This is a genomic window from Amycolatopsis sp. NPDC024027, from assembly GCF_040638975.1.
In the GTDB taxonomy this organism is placed as follows: domain Bacteria; phylum Actinomycetota; class Actinomycetes; order Mycobacteriales; family Pseudonocardiaceae; genus Amycolatopsis.
Window position 1 is genome coordinate 18,445 of record NZ_JBEZYY010000008.1, and the last position, 16,744, is coordinate 35,188.

Here is a 16,744-nt window from a genome sequence, read left to right on the forward strand (position 1 = left end):
CTGGGTACGCGAGGCGGCCTTCGGGGTGCGCGAGCCGACCGTGCTCAAGCGGCCATCAGGCGTGACCGGAGGGGCATCTCGTGTGATCAGCGGGGCATCTCGCGTGATTGGAGGGGCATCTCGCGTGATTGGAGGGGCATCTCGCGTGATTGGAGGGACGACACGGCTCAGTTCCACTCCACCGCGACCCCGGCCAACCCGGGTCCCGCGTCGCTGAAGAACGCGCTGCTCACTCCGCCCATGTCGCAGGCCAGTTCCTCCGCCACCACCGGCAGGGCGTCGTCGCGGGCGCGGACCTGGCGGGTGCAGCGGGCCGGGAGCGCGTTGCGGTCGAACCGCAGCTGGACCAGGTAGCTCGCGCAGCGGTCGCGCAGCATCCGGTAGTAGCCCGGCGACGCCGATCCCGAGTCGTCGCGGACCTCGAAGCAGAACACGTGGATGTCGCCCTCGGCCAGCTTGCGGTCGAACAGCAGCTCCGTTGCCATCGTGTCCGCGTCCGGGTTGCGGCGCATCCGGCCCACCCGGCAGCCCTCGTCCGTGATCAGCTCGACGTCGTCGATGCGGCAGCCCGGGTCGCCGTTGTACACCGTCAGGTACCGGTCCGGGCCGTGGCGGCGGGCGCGCGTCACCAAGCGCGTGCGCAGGCTGACCTGGCGGTGCTCCGCGTCGAACGTGATCGTGTCGTGGACCGACAGCAGCTCCAGGTCCGCGTTGTAGTGGTTCGACGACGGGTACGCGCCCAGCTCGGCCAGCAGGTCCTCGACGATCGACCCCATGTCACCGGAACGCAGATCGTGGAACGACGCCGCCGGCTGGTGGCCGCGGCGGACCAGGCGCGGGCCGATCAGCACCACCAGGGCGTCCGCCGGCAGCTGGAGGACCGATTCCAGAGCCCGGACCGCCGGCAGCGCCTTCGGCACCTCGGGCTGACGCAGTCCGCGTTGCCAGTAACTCAGCGTCGACTGTCCGATTTGGACCCCGCGCAGCGCGAGGTGGGCGCGCAGCCGGGCCAGCGACAGCCCGCGGTAGGCGATCGCCAGCCGGAGGGCGTGGTGGAACTCGCCGGTGCGGAGTGCCTCGGTCAGCTCTTTCGGCAGTTCGGCGACCGATGCCCGGGTCGTGCGGGCGCCATCGATGATCAGTGGGAGGTTCCCGTCTTGTGCCACCGCTCGTCCCTTCACCCGACCAGTGTGTGCGCTGGGCGTGAACACCGCGGAACGTTCACGGTAGCAGCGTAGGGTGGCCGTGCCGACCCCCGTTCAGGGTGGTTGGCCTCGTTGAGGTGAGCGTTCCGCGTTCCGGCTGTCCCCCGGAACGGTCCGTTCCTCCGGATGGCGTTCTTGCTCCTTGTGACCGCGTTGTTCACCGTTGTGACCACCGCTGGTTCGCCCACTCCGCCACAGGAGGCCGTCTGTGCTGGTGAAGTCGAGCCAGGTCCACGCCGTACTGGCTGTGAGCCTGCTGTTGTGCCTGGTCGCGCCGACGCAGTCCCAAGCAGCCGCGCCCGGAGCGCCGTCGACCTACCGGAACCAGATCGTCCTGCAGCTCCAGCAGAAGAACCAGTGGTGCTGGGCCGGCGCGGGCAACACCATCGCCGCTTACCACGGCGCGGTCGTCAGCCAGACGCGGTTCTGCCAGCTCGCCCACGGCGTGACTGGTGTGATCGGAGACACCAACGCGGAGTGCGCGAACCTCCCCGGCACCCTCGCCGACCCGCAGCGCGCCTTCGCCCGGCTCGGCTTCAGCTCGCCGGGCCGCTACCTCGACCGCCGCATCTCCTACGCCGACGTCCGGACGCAGACCGCCGCGAACCAGCCGGTCGAGACCCGGGTCGGCTGGAACTCGGGCGGCGGCCACGTGCACGTCCTCTACGGCTACGACACCCGCGGCGACTGGGTGTTCTGGGGCGACCCCGGCCCCGCCAAGCGCTACAACTGGTCCACCTACGGCTACTACACGCAGAATTCGTCCTTCACCTGGACGCACACGCTCACCGGGATCTCCCGATGAGCAGGCGGGCGCTCGTGCTCGCCGTGCTGACCGGCGCGGCGCTGCTGATGACGGCTCCGGTGTCAGGCGCGGCCCAGGCCGCCGGCATCAGCAGCGCCGATGCCTCCGCGGCGCACAGCGCGGCCGCGGGGTTCCAGGACGTCCTCGTCCGGTTCTTCGCCCAGGCCCCGGGCGCCCAGGGGCCGGTTTCGGTCCGGATCGCGCCGGACGCCTACGCCGTGTACGAGCTTTCGCCGGACTTCGTCGCGGGCAAGCCCGACGCGGCGCCGGGTGACTTCGCTTACTTCGCGATCCCCGTGCGGGCCTCCGACGGCCGGACCGCGACGCTCTGGTCTGTCTGGGGCGCGGACGGCACCTGGCAGGTCGGCAACATCGCCTCGGGTGACGTCGAGGGCGAGTACGCCCGGAAGCTGCCCGCGGGCGCCCAGCTGCTGCACGAACCGCAGGTCGACGCCTGGTACGCGGTCCGCGACGGCCGCATCACCTCGCTGTCGGACGGCAAAGCGGTCATCGGGTACCAGCAGACCGTCGAAGCACGCTACGCCGACAAGCTCCCCGGCTCGGTCTACGCCCGCGACGGCGAGGCCGGTGGTTTCGACGCGACGTCCCAGGTGATGCCCCGCGGCGACGGCGGCCCGGCGCCGTCCGGCCACGACACCGGCTGGGTGCCGCTGCTGATCCTCGTCGGCGTGCTCGCGGTCAGCGGCGCCGGCTACGTGCTCCACCTGCGGCGGCACGCCGCCTAGACGAACCGGCGGGCTCGGCGTCGATCCCCTTCCACCGAGCCCGCCGGTCCACCACCGTTACTGTGACGCTCGTGGGTCGACTGGTGGTCATCGAAGGGCTCGACGGCGCGGGCAAGCGGACGCTGACCGACGGGCTGACGGCGGCGCTGGGCGCCAAGGGCGCGAGCGTGGCGTCGCTGGCGTTCCCGCGCTACGGCGAGAGCGTGCACGCGGACCTCGTCCGCGAGGCGCTGCACCGCGGGCACGGCGATCTCGCCGACTCCGTGTACGGCATGGCGATGCTCTACGCGCTGGACCGCAGCGGCGCCGCGGACCGCATCCGCGAGCTGCGGGACGCCCACGACGTCGTGCTGCTCGACCGGTACGTCGCCTCCAACGCCGCGTACGCGGCCGCGCGCTTGCGGCAGGACGCGGCCGGCGAAGTCGTGAAGTGGGTGTGGGAGCTCGAGCTCGACCGCTTCGGCCTGCCCCGCCCGGACCTGCACCTGCTGCTGCGCGTCGCCCCGGCGGTCGCGGCCGAGCGGGCCGAACGCCGCGCGGAGACCGAGACCGGCCGGGAGCGCGACGCCTTCGAAACCGACGACGGCCTGCAGCGGCGGTGCGCGGCCGTCTACGACGAGCTGGCCGCGTCGGGCTGGCTCGCGCCGTGGCACGTCCTGGACGGCGTTGCGGGCGTGGACCACGAAGCGCTGGCGACGACGCTGCTAGGGCAGTAGCCGGGCCGGGTCGAACCGCGCGATCGGGTGCGCGGTGGCGCCGTCCACCGCCAGGTCGGCGAGGATTTCGCCGACCACCGGGGCGAACTTGAAGCCGTGGCCGGAGAACCCGCACGCCAGCACCACCCGCTCCTCTTCCGGGTGCGGGGCGAGCACGAAGCTTTCGTCGGCCGTGTCGGTGTACATGCAGGTCGCGGCCCGGAGGAACGCGCCGGGCAGCGTCGGCAGGTGGCGCTTCACCACGGACGCGATCTCGTGGACCTCGGCGCCGGACACCGCCCGGTCGATGCCGTCGGGTGTGCACGTCCGGCCGCCGCTGTGGAACGCGACCTTGACGCCGTCCGCCGGCGCGTTGTGCGCCGGGAAGCCGTAGAACGTGTAGCCGTCGCCTTCCCAGATGTAGACCGGGTGCTCCCGGAACGGCCCGATCCCGCCCGAAGGCGCGAACCAGTACTGCACCTGCCGCCGGACCGTGAAGGCGATGCCGAAGCCGCGCAGCAGCTCGCCGGCCCACGCGCCGGGGCACAGCACCAGGCGGCCGGCCGTGTAGTAGCGGTGCGACGTCCCGATGCGGACCCCGTCGGCCGTGGTGCTCCAGGTGAAGACCTTCTCCTCGTGGTGCAGTTCGGCGCCGCACCGCGCGGCGAGCTGCAGGTGCGCGGCGACGCTGCCTTCGGGGGACACCAGCCCGGCACCCGGCTCGTACAGCGCGACTTCGCCCGGAGCCGGCGCCATCGTCGGGAACCGGCGCCGGATTTCCGCCGCGTCCAGGAGTTCGTGCGGGATGTCGAAGGCGCGGGCCGACGCCGTGCTGCCGGTGATCGTCCGCGACTCCGCCGTGCCGACCACGATCCCGCCGCAGCGGGTGAACAGCCGCCGTCCGCTGTCGCGCTCGAGACCGTCCCACAGTTCGTGGGCCCGCAGCAGCAGCGGCACGTACTCGGGGCCTTCGAGGTACGCCTGGCGCGTGATCCGCGAACCGCCGTGGCTCGACCCGCGGTTGTGCACCGGCGCGAACTGGTCGACGCCCAGCACCCGCTGCCCGCGCTGCGCCAGCCGGTACGCCGCGGCGCTGCCCATCCCGCCGAGGCCGACGACGATCACGTCGTAGTGCGTCATGCCACCCTCCCCGGGACGCGCGTGCCGAAGTGCCCGACCTGCACCGGTGTCCCGGGCCGGCTGTATTCCACGGGAAGCCAGCCGTGGGCGATGGCTTTGCCCGCGGTGTGGCCGTACCCGGCGCTGGTGACGTACCCGGCCGGGTGGCCGTCGACGTACACGGGATCCCCGCTTCCGACGACCGCGCCGGTCGTCAGCCGGGTCAGCCGCCGGCTCACCGTCGCGGCGGAACGCCCCGCCAGCGCGTCGCGGCCGACGAAGTAGCCCTTGTCCATCCGGACGGCGGATCCAAGTCCGGCTTCGTACGGGTCGTGCTCGGTGGTGAAGTCGACGCCGGGTGTCGTGACGCCGGCCTCCAGCCGCAGGCCGGCGAGGGCTTGGTGACCGGCGACGGCCACGCCGTGGCCCCGGAGCGTGTCCCACAGGCGGCGCCCGAAATCCGCCGTGGTGTGCAGTTCCCAGCCCGGTTCGCCCACTGTGGACAGTCGCAGGGCGACGACCGGGACATCCCCGACGTACGTCTCTTCGGCCGAAAAATCCGTCGTGGACAGTCCGGGGAGGACTTCGTGGGCGAGCGGGCCCCACAGGCCGAGGCAGCACGTGCCGGGCGTGGTCTCGTGGATCTGCACCGTGCCGTCGCGCGGGAGATGCCGTCGCAGCCAAGCGAAATCGAGACGCCCGCCGGCGCCGACGTGGAACCGCTCGTCGCCGAGGCGGGCCACCGTCAGGCGGCCGCGGACGCCGCCGTCCTCGCCGAGCAGCAACGTGGCGGTCACCGTGCCCGGCGTCTTCGCGAGGTCGCCCGTCGTCATGGCCTGCAGGAACGGCAGCGCGCCGGGGCCGGTGACGGCCAGCCGCGGTTCGGGCGTCAGGTCGAACATCGCGACGCGCTCGCGGGTGGCGGCCGCTTCGGCAGCCACCTCGGCCGAATACCGCTCCGGCCGCGCCCAGCCGTCCGCGGAACCGAACTGCGCACCCAGCGCGATCTGCCGTTCGTGGAAGGGGCCGGTGCGGACCGAGCCCGAAGAGAACCGGGAGAACCGGGCGAACCGCGCGAGATCGCAGCCGTGCAGGGCCAGCGACGGCTGCCCGTCGACGAGCCAGCGCGCCAGTTCGCGGGCGACACCGGCGGAGTGCTCGGGCCGGACGGCGCCGGCGACCCAGAAGCCGTCGACGTCCGGGTGCTCGCCCAGCAGCGGCCGCCCGTCCGGGGTGCCGGGAAGCACCACCGTCGTGGTGGTTCCGGCGCCGGCGTCGCGGAGTGCGGGCAGGAGATCGGCGGCCACGGCCACCCCGGCGCCGAGCCGGTCGACGTGCTCGCGCACGTACATCCCGGTGTCGAGGTGGCGCAGCACGGGCTTGCCCGCTTGCACGTGTTCGTCGTTGTGCCCGGCCAGGTCCGGCAACGGCGAGGTCAGCAGGTATTCGTGGGTCAGCGGCACCTGCGGCAGGTCCAGGCCGGCGAGCTCGCCGGCGCACGACACGACGACGTCGGCGCGGATCCGCCCGGCCGCGGTGACGACGCCGGTGACGCGGCCGCCGCTGCGCTCGATCGCCGTGACCTCCTCGGCGGCGAACCGGGCGCCCCGGGCTTTGGCGCGCCGGGCCTGGGCTTCGGCCGCGCGCGGCGCGTGCAGCAGGCCGTCGCCGGGGACGTGGAAGCCGCCGAGAACCCGGGTTTCGTCGAGCAGCGGGTGCAGGTCGGCGCACTCGCGGGGCGTGCGCAGGTAGCCGCGCACGCCCCACGAGGTCGCCCAGCCGTGGTGCTGTTTCAAGTCCTCGAGCCGCTCCGGCGACGTCGCGACTTCGAGGCTGCCCACCGGGTTGAAGCACCACTGGCCGTCGAGCCCGCTGCACTTCTCGACGGTGTACTGGGCGAACGCGGTCAGCGTGCGGTCGGCGTGGGTGCGGAACACCAGGCCCGGGTGGTCGGCCGCGGCGTCGGCGCCGACGACGGTGACGTCGGTCCAGCCGCGCTCGGTCAGCTCGTCGGCCAGTGCACAGCCGAGCAGGCCGGCGCCGACGACGACCACCCGGGGCCGTGCTGCCATCGCGGGATCCCTCCGGGCGAGGTTGCGTCTTCGGCAACAACGTGCGTTATGCGCGACGCAGTGTCAAGCACCCGAAACGGTGTCCCCTCAGGCGCGGGCGAACTCCATCACCCAGTTGGTTTCCCAGGTCCGCCCGCCGTCGGCCGAGAACGCCTGCTGCCACCGCGGGGTCGCGGTGGTCGTGCCCGTCCAGGCGAAGTGGACCTTGATCGGGGCCCCTTCGTGGGTGTCGTCGCCGTAGAAGTCGCCGCGGTCGCCGTCGAAGGCACCGACCACCGGCGGCTGGAGCAGCCCGGTCCGGTCGCTGGCCCAGTACAGCGACCACTCCTCGCGCTCGACGTCGAAGAGCCGGAGGGTGCAGCCGCGGAAGCCCAGGGTCGGGAAGACGATCTCGTCCAGGTTGCCGCCACCCTCGAAGAGGGACTGGGAGGTGGCCGTGCCGGGGAAGACGGTCCAGTCGTCGCTGCCGGTCAGCGGCTTGGCGAGCCGCCGGTTCGTCACGGTCCAGGAGCCGATGAAGAAGTCGAAGTCGTTCATGCCCACGATCCTGGGGTGCCATCACTGACATCTTTTGTCAGTGGCTGCTGGCAGACTTCGCCGGGTGCGCGCGAGCCGGCTGGTGTCCCTGCTGCTGTTGCTGCAGAACCGGGGGAGGATGAGCGCCGCCCGGCTGGCGGCGGAGCTCGGCGTGACCGCGCGGACCGTGTACCGGGACGTCGAAGCGCTCGCCGCCTCCGGTGTCCCGATCTACGCCGAAGGCGGCCCGAACGGCGGCTACCAGCTGATGGACGGCTACCGGACCCGGCTGACCGGGCTGACCGAGGGCGAAGCCGGGTCCCTGTTCCTCACCGGGCTGCCGCAACCGGCGGCCGAGCTGGGGCTGGGTGCCCAGGTGGCCGCCGCCGAGCTCAAGCTGATGGCCGCGCTGCCGGCGCCGTACCGCGACGCGTCGGTGCGGATCCGGCAGCGGTTCCACCTCGACGCACCCGGCTGGTACCGCGAAGCGGATCCGGTGCCGCAGCTGCTCGCGGCCGCGGAGGCGCTGTGGCAGGACCAGGTCGTCGAGGTCCGGTACCGCCGCTGGTCGCCGGCGCCCGGGGTCGTGACGCGGCGGCTGCACCCGCTCGGCCTGGTCCTCAAGGCCGGCGTCTGGTACCTCGTCGCCGGGCCGGAGCCGCGGACCTACCGCGTCGGCAACATCGAGGAGTTCCGGGCGCTCGACGAGCACTTCACCCGGCCGGCCGGCTTCGACCTGGCGGATTTCTGGCGCACGCACGTCGAACGGTACGAGGAGAGCGAAGCGGGGGAGACCGCCGTCGTGCGCCTGTCGCCCGCCGGGATCGCCGCCTTGCCGGACATCCTCGGCCCACGAGCGGCGCGGCTCGCGGCGCGCACCCTCGAACCCGCGGACGCCGAAGGCTGGCAGCGCGCGAAGGTCCCGCTGGAGAGCGTGCCCCACGCGGCGGCCGGGCTGCTGCGGCTCGGCGCGGACGCACAGGTGCTGTCGCCCGCGGAACTGGTGGCGCACCTGGGAAAGACGATCCGCGAAATGGCGCGGCTCTACCCCTGGTCCCGGAAATAGCCCAGCTGCGCGGAAAGTTCCTCCGCCGCCTCGGTCATCGGCTTCACGATCTGCTTCACGCGCTGCTTCGAAAGCCGGTACGACGGCCCGGAAGCGCTCATCGCGGCGACGACGTCCCCGCCCGGGCCGTGGATCGGCACGGCGACGGCGTGCATGCCGAGCTCGAGTTCTTCGTAGCAGGCCGCATAACCGTCTTCGAGCACCCGTTCCAGCTCGGTCATCAGCTCGTCCGGCTCGACCGTCGTGCGCGGGGTGTACTGCTCCAGCTTCCGCTTCAGCACCCGCTTGCGCTCGGCTTCGCCCATGTACGCCAGGAGGATCTTGCCGCTCGAGGTCGCGTGCAGCGGTGTCCGCTGGCCCGTCCAGTTCTGCGTGGTGATCGCGGCCGAGCCGCGGGCCTGGCTGATGTTGATGGCGACGCCGTCGTCGGCGATGGCGATGTTCACCGTCTCGCCCAGCTCGTCGGCCAGCACCAGGCAGCTGGCCCGGCCCAGTTTCGCGAGGTCCATGCGGCCGGTCGCGGCCCCGGCCAGCCGGACGATGCCGAAGCCGATCGCGTACTTCCCGCGTTCGCCGAGCTGCTCGACCAGGCCTCTGGTCTCCAGGACGCTGAGCAGGCGCGACGCCGTCGACTTGTGGACGCCCAGTTCGCCCGCGATCTCGGTGATGCCGGTTTCGCCGTTGCGCGCGAGCAGTTCCAGCACGCTGATGGCCCGGTCGACCGATTGCACCTGGCTCTGAGTTGCGTTGCCCGAGTCCTGGTTTCGCATGGCGCAACAGTATCCGTTTCGCGGGGCGCCTATCGGCTGAGTGGGGGAATCTCTTGACGAGGGCGTACCCGAAGCCGGATTGTTGCGCAAGTTGCACATCATCTCGCAATGCGCAACTTTCACGTACCGTCCCGGCATCCCGCCAGTCGTTCTCCGGAGGCCCCGATGATCCGAGCCTGCGCCGTCGCCGACCTGCCTCAGGGGGAGGCGCTCCGCCTCGACGGTCCCGCTCCGATCGCGGTGTTCCACACCGAAGACGGCTTCTTCGCCGTCGACGACACCTGCACCCACCAGGACGCTTCGCTCGCCGACGGCTGGCTCGAAGGCTGTTTCGTCGAGTGCCCGCTGCACGCCGCGCGGTTCGACCTCCGCACCGGCGCGCCCACCTGCCTGCCGGCGAAAGCCTCCGTGCGGACCCACCGCGTGGTCGTCACCGACGGCGCCGTCTACGTCGACGCGCCCGTGCCGGCCGTTCCCTGAACTCTCCTCGCAGGTCCGTGAAGGTCACATCGGAGGCCCCGGAGTCCCTCGATGCGGCCTTCACGGACCGTCCACCGGCACCCGGATGGAGCAGGGAGCTCTCGCGATCTTGATCTTTCTGGTGGTCAAACACGCGGGTCGTGCGTGCGGGCGCCGGAACTAGTGCGAACATGTGGACATGAAGGCACGTGTTCTCGTGGTCGATGACGACCCCGCCCTCGCGGAGATGCTCACCATCGTGCTCCGTGGGGAGGGGTTCGACACGGCGGTGGTCGCCGACGGCTCACGCGCGCTGCCCGCGCTGCGTGAGCTGAAACCCGACCTCGTCCTGCTCGACCTGATGCTGCCCGGGATGAACGGGATCGACGTCTGCAAGGCGATCCGCGCCGAGTCCGGGGTGCCGATCGTCATGCTCACCGCCAAGAGCGACACCGTCGACATCGTCCTCGGCCTGGAGTCCGGCGCCGACGACTACGTCGTCAAGCCGTTCAAGCCGAAGGAGCTGGTCGCGCGGGTCCGGGCCCGGATGCGCCGCACCGAGGCCGAGCCGGCGGAATCGCTCACCATCGGCGACCTGGCGATCGACGTGCCGGGCCACGAGGTCACGCGCGAAGGCAAGGCGATCCCGCTGACCCCGCTGGAGTTCGACCTGCTGGTGGCCCTGGCCCGCAAGCCGCGCCAGGTGTTCACCCGCGAGGTGCTGCTCGAGCAGGTGTGGGGTTACCGCCACGCGGCCGACACCCGGCTGGTGAACGTGCACGTCCAGCGGCTGCGCTCGAAGGTGGAGAAGGACCCGGAACACCCCGAGGTGGTGTTGACCGTTCGCGGCGTCGGGTACAAGGCCGGCCCGCCGTGATGAGTCGATGATCACGGAGACCGGCAGACGGCTCCCCGCGTTCGCGCGTTCGACGGCACGCCTGGTGCGGCGTGTCGTCGTTTTCGCGCGCCGCCGCGCGGTCGCGTTCAACGAGCTGTGGAAGCACTCGCTGCAGTTCCGCGTCACCGTGTCGACGCTCGCGCTGTCTTCGGCCGTGGTCTTCGTGCTGGGCATGGTCCTGCAGAACCAGATCACCGAACGGCTGCTGGACACCAAGCGCACGGCGGCGGTCGCGCAGACCCGCGCGGCGGCGGAGACGGCCGCCGGCGAGCTCGTCGGCCTCGGTTCCGAGAACGTCGAAGCGCTCACGAACCGGCTCGAGAACGCGCTGAAGAAGATCGCGATCACGCCGACCAGCCAGGACGCGGCCGGGTCGGCGGCGGGGACGTTCGTCCCGGTGCTCGCCAGCGGCGGCCACGACCAGTCCGGCGCCACGCTGGCGTTCGCCGGCCCGTTCGAGAACGTGCCGCCGCGGCTGCGCCAGTTCGTCGAAGCCGACCAGATGAGCTTCCTCGAGCACACCGTCCCCGAGTCCGGCGGCGGCCGTACGACGTACCTGATCGTCGGCACGCCGTTGAGCACGGTGGCCGTCCCGCTGCAGCTGTACCTGCTGTTCCCGCTGACGACCGAGCAGAACACCGTCTCGACGGTGCAGAACACGCTGCTGGTCGGCGGGCTCGTGCTGCTGCTCCTGCTGGCGGGCATCACGAACCTGGTGACGCGGCAGGTGGTCCGGCCGGTCCGGCAGGCCGCCGCGGCGGCCGAGCAGTTCGCCGGCGGCGACCTCGACCAGCGGCTCGCCGTGCTCGGCGAAGACGACCTCGCGAAGCTCGCGGTGTCCTACAACGGGATGGCCGCGAGCATCCAGCGCCAGATCCGCCAGCTCGAGGAGTTCGGCGGCCTGCAGCGCCGGTTCACCTCCGACGTCTCGCACGAGCTGCGCACCCCGCTGACCACCGTCCGGATGGCCGCGGACGTGCTGCACGCGTCCCGCGAGCAGTTCCCGGCCGGCCTCGCGCGGTCGACGGAACTGCTGGTCGACGAGCTCGACCGGTTCGAAGCGCTGCTCGGCGACCTGCTGGAGATCAGCAGGCTCGACGCCGGTGTCGAGGACCTGTCCGCGGAGTTCATCGACGTCCGCCCGATCGCCACCCGCGCGGTCGAGCAGGTGCGGGTGATCGCCGGCAACGCGGGCAGCTCGGTGGAGCTCGTGCTGCCCGAGGAAGAGGTGATCGCCGAGGTCGACGCCCGGCGCGTCGAGCGGATCCTGCGCAACCTGCTCGCCAACGCCGTCGACCACAGCGAGGGCAAGCCGGTGGTGCTGACGGTCGGGGCGAACGAAACCGCCGTCGCCATCACGGTCCGCGACCACGGCGTCGGCCTGCGGCTCGGCGAGGCGGACCTGGTGTTCAACCGGTTCTGGCGCGCCGACCCGTCGCGCAACCGGCGCACCGGCGGCACCGGGCTGGGCCTGGCGATCAGCCAGGAGGACGCGCGCCTGCACGGCGGCGAGCTCGACGCGTGGGGCGAGCCCGGCAACGGCGCCTGCTTCCGGCTCCTGCTGCCGCGTCAGCAGGGCGTGCCCGCCGGGGACCCGCCGCTGGTCCTGCCGCCGCCCGACCGGTTCGCCGGCGAGGTGCCGCTCGGGATCATCGACGTCACGCCGGCGCCGGAGGCGATCTTCGCCGAACGTGAGGGAATCGGTCAGTGAAACCACATGCTCGCCGGGGCGCCGGGGCGAAGGTCCTGCTTTCGGTCCTGTGCGCGGTGCTGCTCGCGGGCTGCGCGAACGTGCCGCTGGAATCGCAGCCCCAGGTGGTGTCCGGCGAGCGGCAGGGCCAGAGCTCCGGTGACGTGGTGCCGGAGCCGCCGCCGGGGATCGACCCGCTGTCGCTGGTCCGCGCCTTCGTCGGGGCGACGCTCAAGCCGGGGCAGAACAACGTCGCCGCCCGGGCGTACCTGGACGAGCAGGGCCGGGCGGGCTGGCGGCCGAGCCGCAGCCTGACGATCATCCAGGACACCTTCGGCACGGTCTACGACACCGGCCCGCCGCCGGACCCGGGCACGCAGGTCGTCAACGTCCGCGGGATCGACATCGGCACGCTGGACCAGAACAGCGCGTTCGTGCCGGACTACAGCTCGGCGCTGCTGCAGGTGAAGGTGCGCAAGCAGCCGAACGGCCAGTGGCGCATCGTCGACCCGCCGGCCGACCTGTACGCGACCGAGTCCGACTTCACCGAGAACTACACGCCGGTGCCGGTGAGCTTCTACTCGGAGTCGTCGGCCACCTTCGTCCCCGACCGGCGCTACGTCCTCGCGAAGCCGCAGTCGGGGCTGCCGGGCCGGGTGATGGACCTGCTGGTCAGCGGGCCGTCGACGAGCCTGGCCGGCGCGGTGAAGAACCTGCTCGGCGAACCCATCGAGATCGACACGAACGTCAAGAGCCTCGACGACGGGACGCTGGTGGTGCCGCTGACCGGGCTCTCGGGGGTGCCCGAAGACATCCGGAACCTGATCGCGGCGCAGATCGTGCTGTCCCTGCAGTACGTCACGTCGGCCCGGATCCGCATCCTCGCCGACGGCGCTCCGCTCGTGCCGAACCACCCGGACTGGCGGCAGAGCGACCTGCCCGCGTACGGCGCGTCGCTGTCGATCAGCTTGCAGCTGCCGGGCTTGATGACGGTCGGCGGCCGGGTCCGTTCCCTCGGTGACGGCGCCCCGGTGCCGGGCCCGGCGGGCAACGGCGGGTACGACGTCGTGAGCGCGGCCCAGTCGATCGACGGCAAGCGCCTGGCGGTGGTCGAGCGCAGCGGCGGCGGCGTGCGCCTGCGGATCGGCGACCTCGGCCACGACCTGGCGCTGACCGCCCTCGGTGGCAGCTCCCTGACCCGCCCGACGTGGCGCCCCGGCACCGGCGAGCTGTGGACGGTGGTCGACGGGCCGTCGGTGGGCCGGATGGTGCTCGACCAGAACGGCCAGTGGACGGCGCTGAGCGTCAACGCCACGGACCTGACCCAGCAGGGCGACCTGACGGAACTGCGCTTTTCCCGCGACGGCGCCCGCGTCGCGGCGGTGATCAAGGGACAGCTGTGGGTGGCCTCGGTGGTCGCCAACGGCGACTCGGTGTCGCTGCGCGAACCGCGCCACCTCCAGCCGCACGACCTCGAGGACGTCGTCGACGTCGACTGGGTCGCGCCGGAGAGCCTGGTGGCGGTGACGAAGTCGCCGTCCCAGCCGGTGGTCAAGGTGACGGTGGACGGCCAGCGGATGGACGCGTTCAACAGCAGCAACCTGACCCCGACGGTCCACGGCGTGACGGCGGCCCCCGGCCGCCAGATCGTGGTCGCGGACGCCAACGGCCTGTGGACGGCATCGGTGCTGGGCGAGGTGTGGCGCCCGCACAGCCACACGATGAAGGACGCGGATCCCTTTTATCCGGGCTGATCTTTTTCACTCGGGTGGGTGACGTCCGGGCGTTCGAAACTGTCGGTGCCGGTCGTGACACTGTCGGTGTGCTGAAGAGACTGCTCGATCTGCTGATCCCCAGCCGCTGCGCCGCGTGCGGAGCCCGGGGCGAGCCGTGCTGCGCCCGGTGCGAGGGCGTGTGGGGCGCGGCCCGGGAGGTGGTGCGCGCGCCGACGGCCGGGTTGGTGCGGGTGTTCGCGCTGGCCAGGTACCGCGGGGTGGGCCGGAGGTTGCTGATCGCGTACAAGGAGCGCGGGCGTCGCGACCTGGCGCCGTCGTTGGGGCGGGTGGTGGCGGAGGCGGTGATGGCGCTGCCGATGGAGCCGGTCGCGATCGGCAGGCCGGGTGGGGTGCCGGTTCGGTCGGGCGCCGGTCCGGCTGAGTCCGGTGCAGGTTCGGCCTGGCCGGATGCCGGTTCGGGTCGGCCGGGCGGGGTGCCGGTTGGGTCCGGTGGGATGCCTGTTCGGTCAGGTGCCGTTCCGGCGGGGTCGGGCGGAGCTTCGACCGGGTCGGGTGTTGGTTTGGCTCGGCCGGGTGGGGTGGCGGTCCGGCCGGGTGCTGGTTCGGCTCGGCCGGGTGGGGTGGCCGTTCGGTCAGGTCCCGGTCCGGTGGCGTCCGGCGGGGCTTCGGCCTGGCCGGGTGTTGGTTCGGCTCGGCCGGGTGAGGTGTCGGTCCGGTCGGGTGCCGTTCCGGCGGGGTCCGGCGGAGCCTCGACCTGCCCGGATCCCAGCCCGGGTCGATCGAGCGGCGCTCGTGCCGCTCCAACGCCTCCCCCGGTCGGGTCGGATCAGACCACACCCCCGAACCCGGCGGCCCCCTCGGCCCGGGCCATCTGCCTGGTCCCGGCCCCGAGCCGCCCATCGGCGGCGCGGGTGCGAGGCGGCCCGCACGTGGAACGCCTGGCCCACGCGGCAGCGAGCGTCCTGGCGGCGCGGGGCATCGAAGTCGCGGTCGCGCCGGCGTTGGAGCTGGCGGGCGCGGCCCGCGACGCGGTCGGCCTGAGCCGCGAACAGCGCATGGCCAACCTCGCCGGCCACCTGAGGTTCCGTGAGGCCGGGCGCCCGCCGCCGGGATTCAGCGTCGTGGTCCTGGACGACGTGATCACCACCGGGGCCACGGCGGCCGCCTGCACCAGCGCTCTCGCGGCGGCGGGAGTTACGGTCTCCGCCGTCCTGACCCTGCTGGCCGCCGGCTGAACCGGCCGGGCTCGCCGCCGTGCGCTGAAAACCGATCCATGTGCACCACTGTGGACCTTCCCCGGGAAGCGCGCAGGCCGGCGAGAGCGGCCGAGGCGACGGCTCCCGGCCGAGCCGCGCCGACTCGACCGGGTGAGGTAAGCCGTGCGCAGCAACCCGAAGCACGCCGGAAACAACCGTGGTGGCGACGGCTCCGGCTCGACGCTCCGGGCCGAGCCGGAGCCGGCCTCGACCGGGCGAGGCAAACCGTGCCCACCAAACCCGAAACAACCGTGGTACCGGTTCCGCGCCTCACCCCGATCAAACGCCCACCGACCCGCCCCGCAACCAACTTCTCCCCAGCTCAAGCCGCAAAAAAGGGCCCACCGAGAACCCCTTCTCGCGCCTGGGTGAACCTTCCGTCACCTACACGAGTGACAACCGCCGGGAACGCGAGCGGACCGGTGCCCGTTGTCCGGGCATGAGGGTGTCGATCACGATCACTCGGCCGCCGCACCACTCCACCGGAGTGGCGGCTGCGGGAGACCGGGCTGTCACCCTCGGCGTCCACCAGCAGGCAGCGGTGCGCCGTCCGTGTGAAAGCACGGCGACCGCGCCGCGTCCGACCAGCGGGTGTTTTGCGGTGCCCACTTCGCGATCACTGCGCGGGGTGACCGAGTCCCATCCCCTGACATCCCCCGGCTCGGGGGCTGTTGTAACGGGCGTGAGGAAGCTAACGTGCTCCGCAATCAGCAATCCCCGCAGGCAGGGAGGTGACGAGCCCATGTCCCTGGCGCCGGAGGTGCGCTGAGTCCGCGCTCGGTCACCGGAACGAGACGTCGTCCACCGTTTCCGAGTTCCTTCTCAGCCCGCGATCCGGGCTTACGTCCCCGCAATACCGGCGCCGTGTGTGAACACATCAGCTCGCAGTCATCTCAGCGAGGGAGGTCGTGTATGGACATCGTCGTTAAGGGCCGCAACGTGGAGGTGCCCGACCACTATCGGGCACTTGTCAGCGAAAAGCTGGCCCGCCTCGAGCGCTACGACAGGAAAGTCATCCGGTACGACGTGGAACTGTTCCACGAACCCAACCGGCGCCAGGCCAAGAGTTGCCAGCGCGTCGAAATCACCGGAAAGGGGCGGGGCCCGGCCGTACGCGCTGAAGCGTGTGCCGCCGACTTCTACGCGGCGCTCGATTCCGCAGTCACCAAGCTGGAAAACCGGCTGCGGAGGACACACGACCGGCGGCGCGTGCACTACGGCCGCAGCCGTCCGGAATCGGTCGCCGAAGCGACCTCGGCACTGCCGGGTGGTGGATCCCCGGCCGCAGCCAGTCCCGCCGCGCGTACCGCGGTGTTGGACGCACCCGAAGCCGAACCTCAGTCGAACGGCTTCGCGAGTGCCGAAGAATTCCACCTGCCCCAGCAGCAGAGCTGGGCCGACGACGACCTGGGTCACCAGCCCGGCCGCGTCGTCCGCGAGAAGCAGCACACCGCCGACCCCATGACGGTGGACCAGGCTCTCTACGAGATGGAACTGGTCGGCCACGACTTCTACCTCTTCAACGACTCCGACGCGGGCCGGCCCAGCGTGGTCTACCGGCGGAAAGGCTTCGACTACGGCGTGATCCGGCTCGGCTGAGCCGGGCTCGGAGGAGGCCGGACGGAGGGTCCGCACGCGCTCGCGTGCGGGCCCTCCGCATGTCAGGACGTACGGCGTGTGCACACGACGGCCACCGTTCCCTACGATGGGG

The 16,744-nt window shown here is 72.0% G+C and carries 15 protein-coding genes; 10 read left to right on the forward strand and 5 right to left on the reverse strand.

Translation table 11 applies throughout. The annotated features are described in order from the left end of the window. Positions 1 to 167: 167 nt before the first annotated feature. Positions 168 to 1,166, reverse strand: a complete 999-nt coding sequence (locus AB0F52_RS20980; protein ID WP_003085563.1) for a hypothetical protein — start codon at positions 1,164 to 1,166, stop codon at positions 168 to 170. A 247-nt stretch (positions 1,167 to 1,413) separates the two neighbouring features. On the opposite strand from AB0F52_RS20980, the gene AB0F52_RS20985 reads away from it, so the two are divergent. The 3 genes from AB0F52_RS20985 to AB0F52_RS20995 all read left to right on the forward strand — a co-directional run bounded on the left by AB0F52_RS20985 (position 1,414) and on the right by AB0F52_RS20995 (position 3,472). Further along, the gene (locus AB0F52_RS20985; protein ID WP_360173289.1) at positions 1,414 to 2,010 is read left to right on the forward strand and encodes a papain-like cysteine protease family protein; all 597 of its coding nucleotides are present in this window, start codon (positions 1,414 to 1,416) and stop codon (positions 2,008 to 2,010) included. Then, a complete protein-coding gene (locus AB0F52_RS20990) occupies positions 2,007 to 2,756 on the forward strand; it encodes a hypothetical protein (protein ID WP_360173292.1) in 750 nt (249 codons plus the stop codon). Before AB0F52_RS20985 ends, AB0F52_RS20990 begins: the two co-directional genes overlap by 4 nt. Positions 2,757 to 2,818: 62 nt before the next feature. After that, the gene (locus AB0F52_RS20995) at positions 2,819 to 3,472 is read left to right on the forward strand and encodes a dTMP kinase (RefSeq protein WP_360173295.1); all 654 of its coding nucleotides are present in this window, start codon (positions 2,819 to 2,821) and stop codon (positions 3,470 to 3,472) included. Here AB0F52_RS20995 and solA read toward each other — a convergent pair. From solA to AB0F52_RS21010, 3 genes are all read right to left on the reverse strand, one after another. Further along, positions 3,461 to 4,591: an N-methyl-L-tryptophan oxidase gene (gene solA, locus AB0F52_RS21000; protein WP_360173298.1), complete on the reverse strand. Its 1,131-nt coding sequence runs from the start codon at positions 4,589 to 4,591 to the stop codon at positions 3,461 to 3,463. The two genes, AB0F52_RS20995 and solA, sit on opposite strands and share 12 nt — an antisense overlap. Further along, positions 4,588 to 6,642 carry an FAD-dependent oxidoreductase gene (locus tag AB0F52_RS21005; protein ID WP_360173301.1) on the reverse strand — a complete coding sequence of 685 codons (2,055 nt, stop codon included), beginning with the start codon at positions 6,640 to 6,642 and terminating at the stop codon, positions 4,588 to 4,590. The genes solA and AB0F52_RS21005 overlap by 4 nt, the downstream gene beginning before the upstream one ends. 87 nt (positions 6,643 to 6,729) lie before the next feature. Continuing rightward, positions 6,730 to 7,179: a hypothetical protein gene (locus AB0F52_RS21010; RefSeq protein ID WP_360173304.1), complete on the reverse strand. Its 450-nt coding sequence runs from the start codon at positions 7,177 to 7,179 to the stop codon at positions 6,730 to 6,732. Positions 7,180 to 7,243: 64 nt separating this feature from the next. On the opposite strand from AB0F52_RS21010, the gene AB0F52_RS21015 reads away from it, so the two are divergent. Next, positions 7,244 to 8,224 carry a WYL domain-containing protein gene (locus tag AB0F52_RS21015; protein WP_360173307.1) on the forward strand — a complete coding sequence of 327 codons (981 nt, stop codon included), beginning with the start codon at positions 7,244 to 7,246 and terminating at the stop codon, positions 8,222 to 8,224. Here the strand turns inward: AB0F52_RS21015 and AB0F52_RS21020 are convergent. After that, positions 8,203 to 8,994 carry an IclR family transcriptional regulator gene (locus tag AB0F52_RS21020; protein WP_360173310.1) on the reverse strand — a complete coding sequence of 264 codons (792 nt, stop codon included), beginning with the start codon at positions 8,992 to 8,994 and terminating at the stop codon, positions 8,203 to 8,205. The genes AB0F52_RS21015 and AB0F52_RS21020 overlap by 22 nt on opposite strands. Positions 8,995 to 9,159: 165 nt before the next feature. On the opposite strand from AB0F52_RS21020, the gene AB0F52_RS21025 reads away from it, so the two are divergent. From AB0F52_RS21025 to raiA, 6 genes are all read left to right on the forward strand, one after another. Further along, a complete protein-coding gene (locus tag AB0F52_RS21025; protein ID WP_360173313.1) occupies positions 9,160 to 9,474 on the forward strand; it encodes a bifunctional 3-phenylpropionate/cinnamic acid dioxygenase ferredoxin subunit in 315 nt (104 codons plus the stop codon). A gap of 178 nt (positions 9,475 to 9,652) precedes the next feature. Then, positions 9,653 to 10,330, forward strand: coding sequence for an MtrAB system response regulator MtrA (mtrA, locus tag AB0F52_RS21030; RefSeq protein WP_005150760.1), 678 nt, complete (start codon positions 9,653 to 9,655; stop codon positions 10,328 to 10,330). 7 nt (positions 10,331 to 10,337) lie between these two features. After that, a complete protein-coding gene (gene mtrB / locus AB0F52_RS21035) occupies positions 10,338 to 12,062 on the forward strand; it encodes an MtrAB system histidine kinase MtrB (RefSeq protein ID WP_360173316.1) in 1,725 nt (574 codons plus the stop codon). Continuing rightward, positions 12,059 to 13,795, forward strand: coding sequence for an LpqB family beta-propeller domain-containing protein (locus AB0F52_RS21040; RefSeq protein ID WP_360173319.1), 1,737 nt, complete (start codon positions 12,059 to 12,061; stop codon positions 13,793 to 13,795). The genes mtrB and AB0F52_RS21040 overlap by 4 nt, the downstream gene beginning before the upstream one ends. A gap of 911 nt (positions 13,796 to 14,706) precedes the next feature. Then, positions 14,707 to 15,012: a hypothetical protein gene (locus AB0F52_RS21045; RefSeq protein ID WP_360173322.1), complete on the forward strand. Its 306-nt coding sequence runs from the start codon at positions 14,707 to 14,709 to the stop codon at positions 15,010 to 15,012. A gap of 933 nt (positions 15,013 to 15,945) precedes the next feature. Beyond that, positions 15,946 to 16,632 carry a ribosome-associated translation inhibitor RaiA gene (gene raiA / locus AB0F52_RS21050; protein ID WP_103341226.1) on the forward strand — a complete coding sequence of 229 codons (687 nt, stop codon included), beginning with the start codon at positions 15,946 to 15,948 and terminating at the stop codon, positions 16,630 to 16,632. Positions 16,633 to 16,744: the final 112 nt, after the last annotated feature.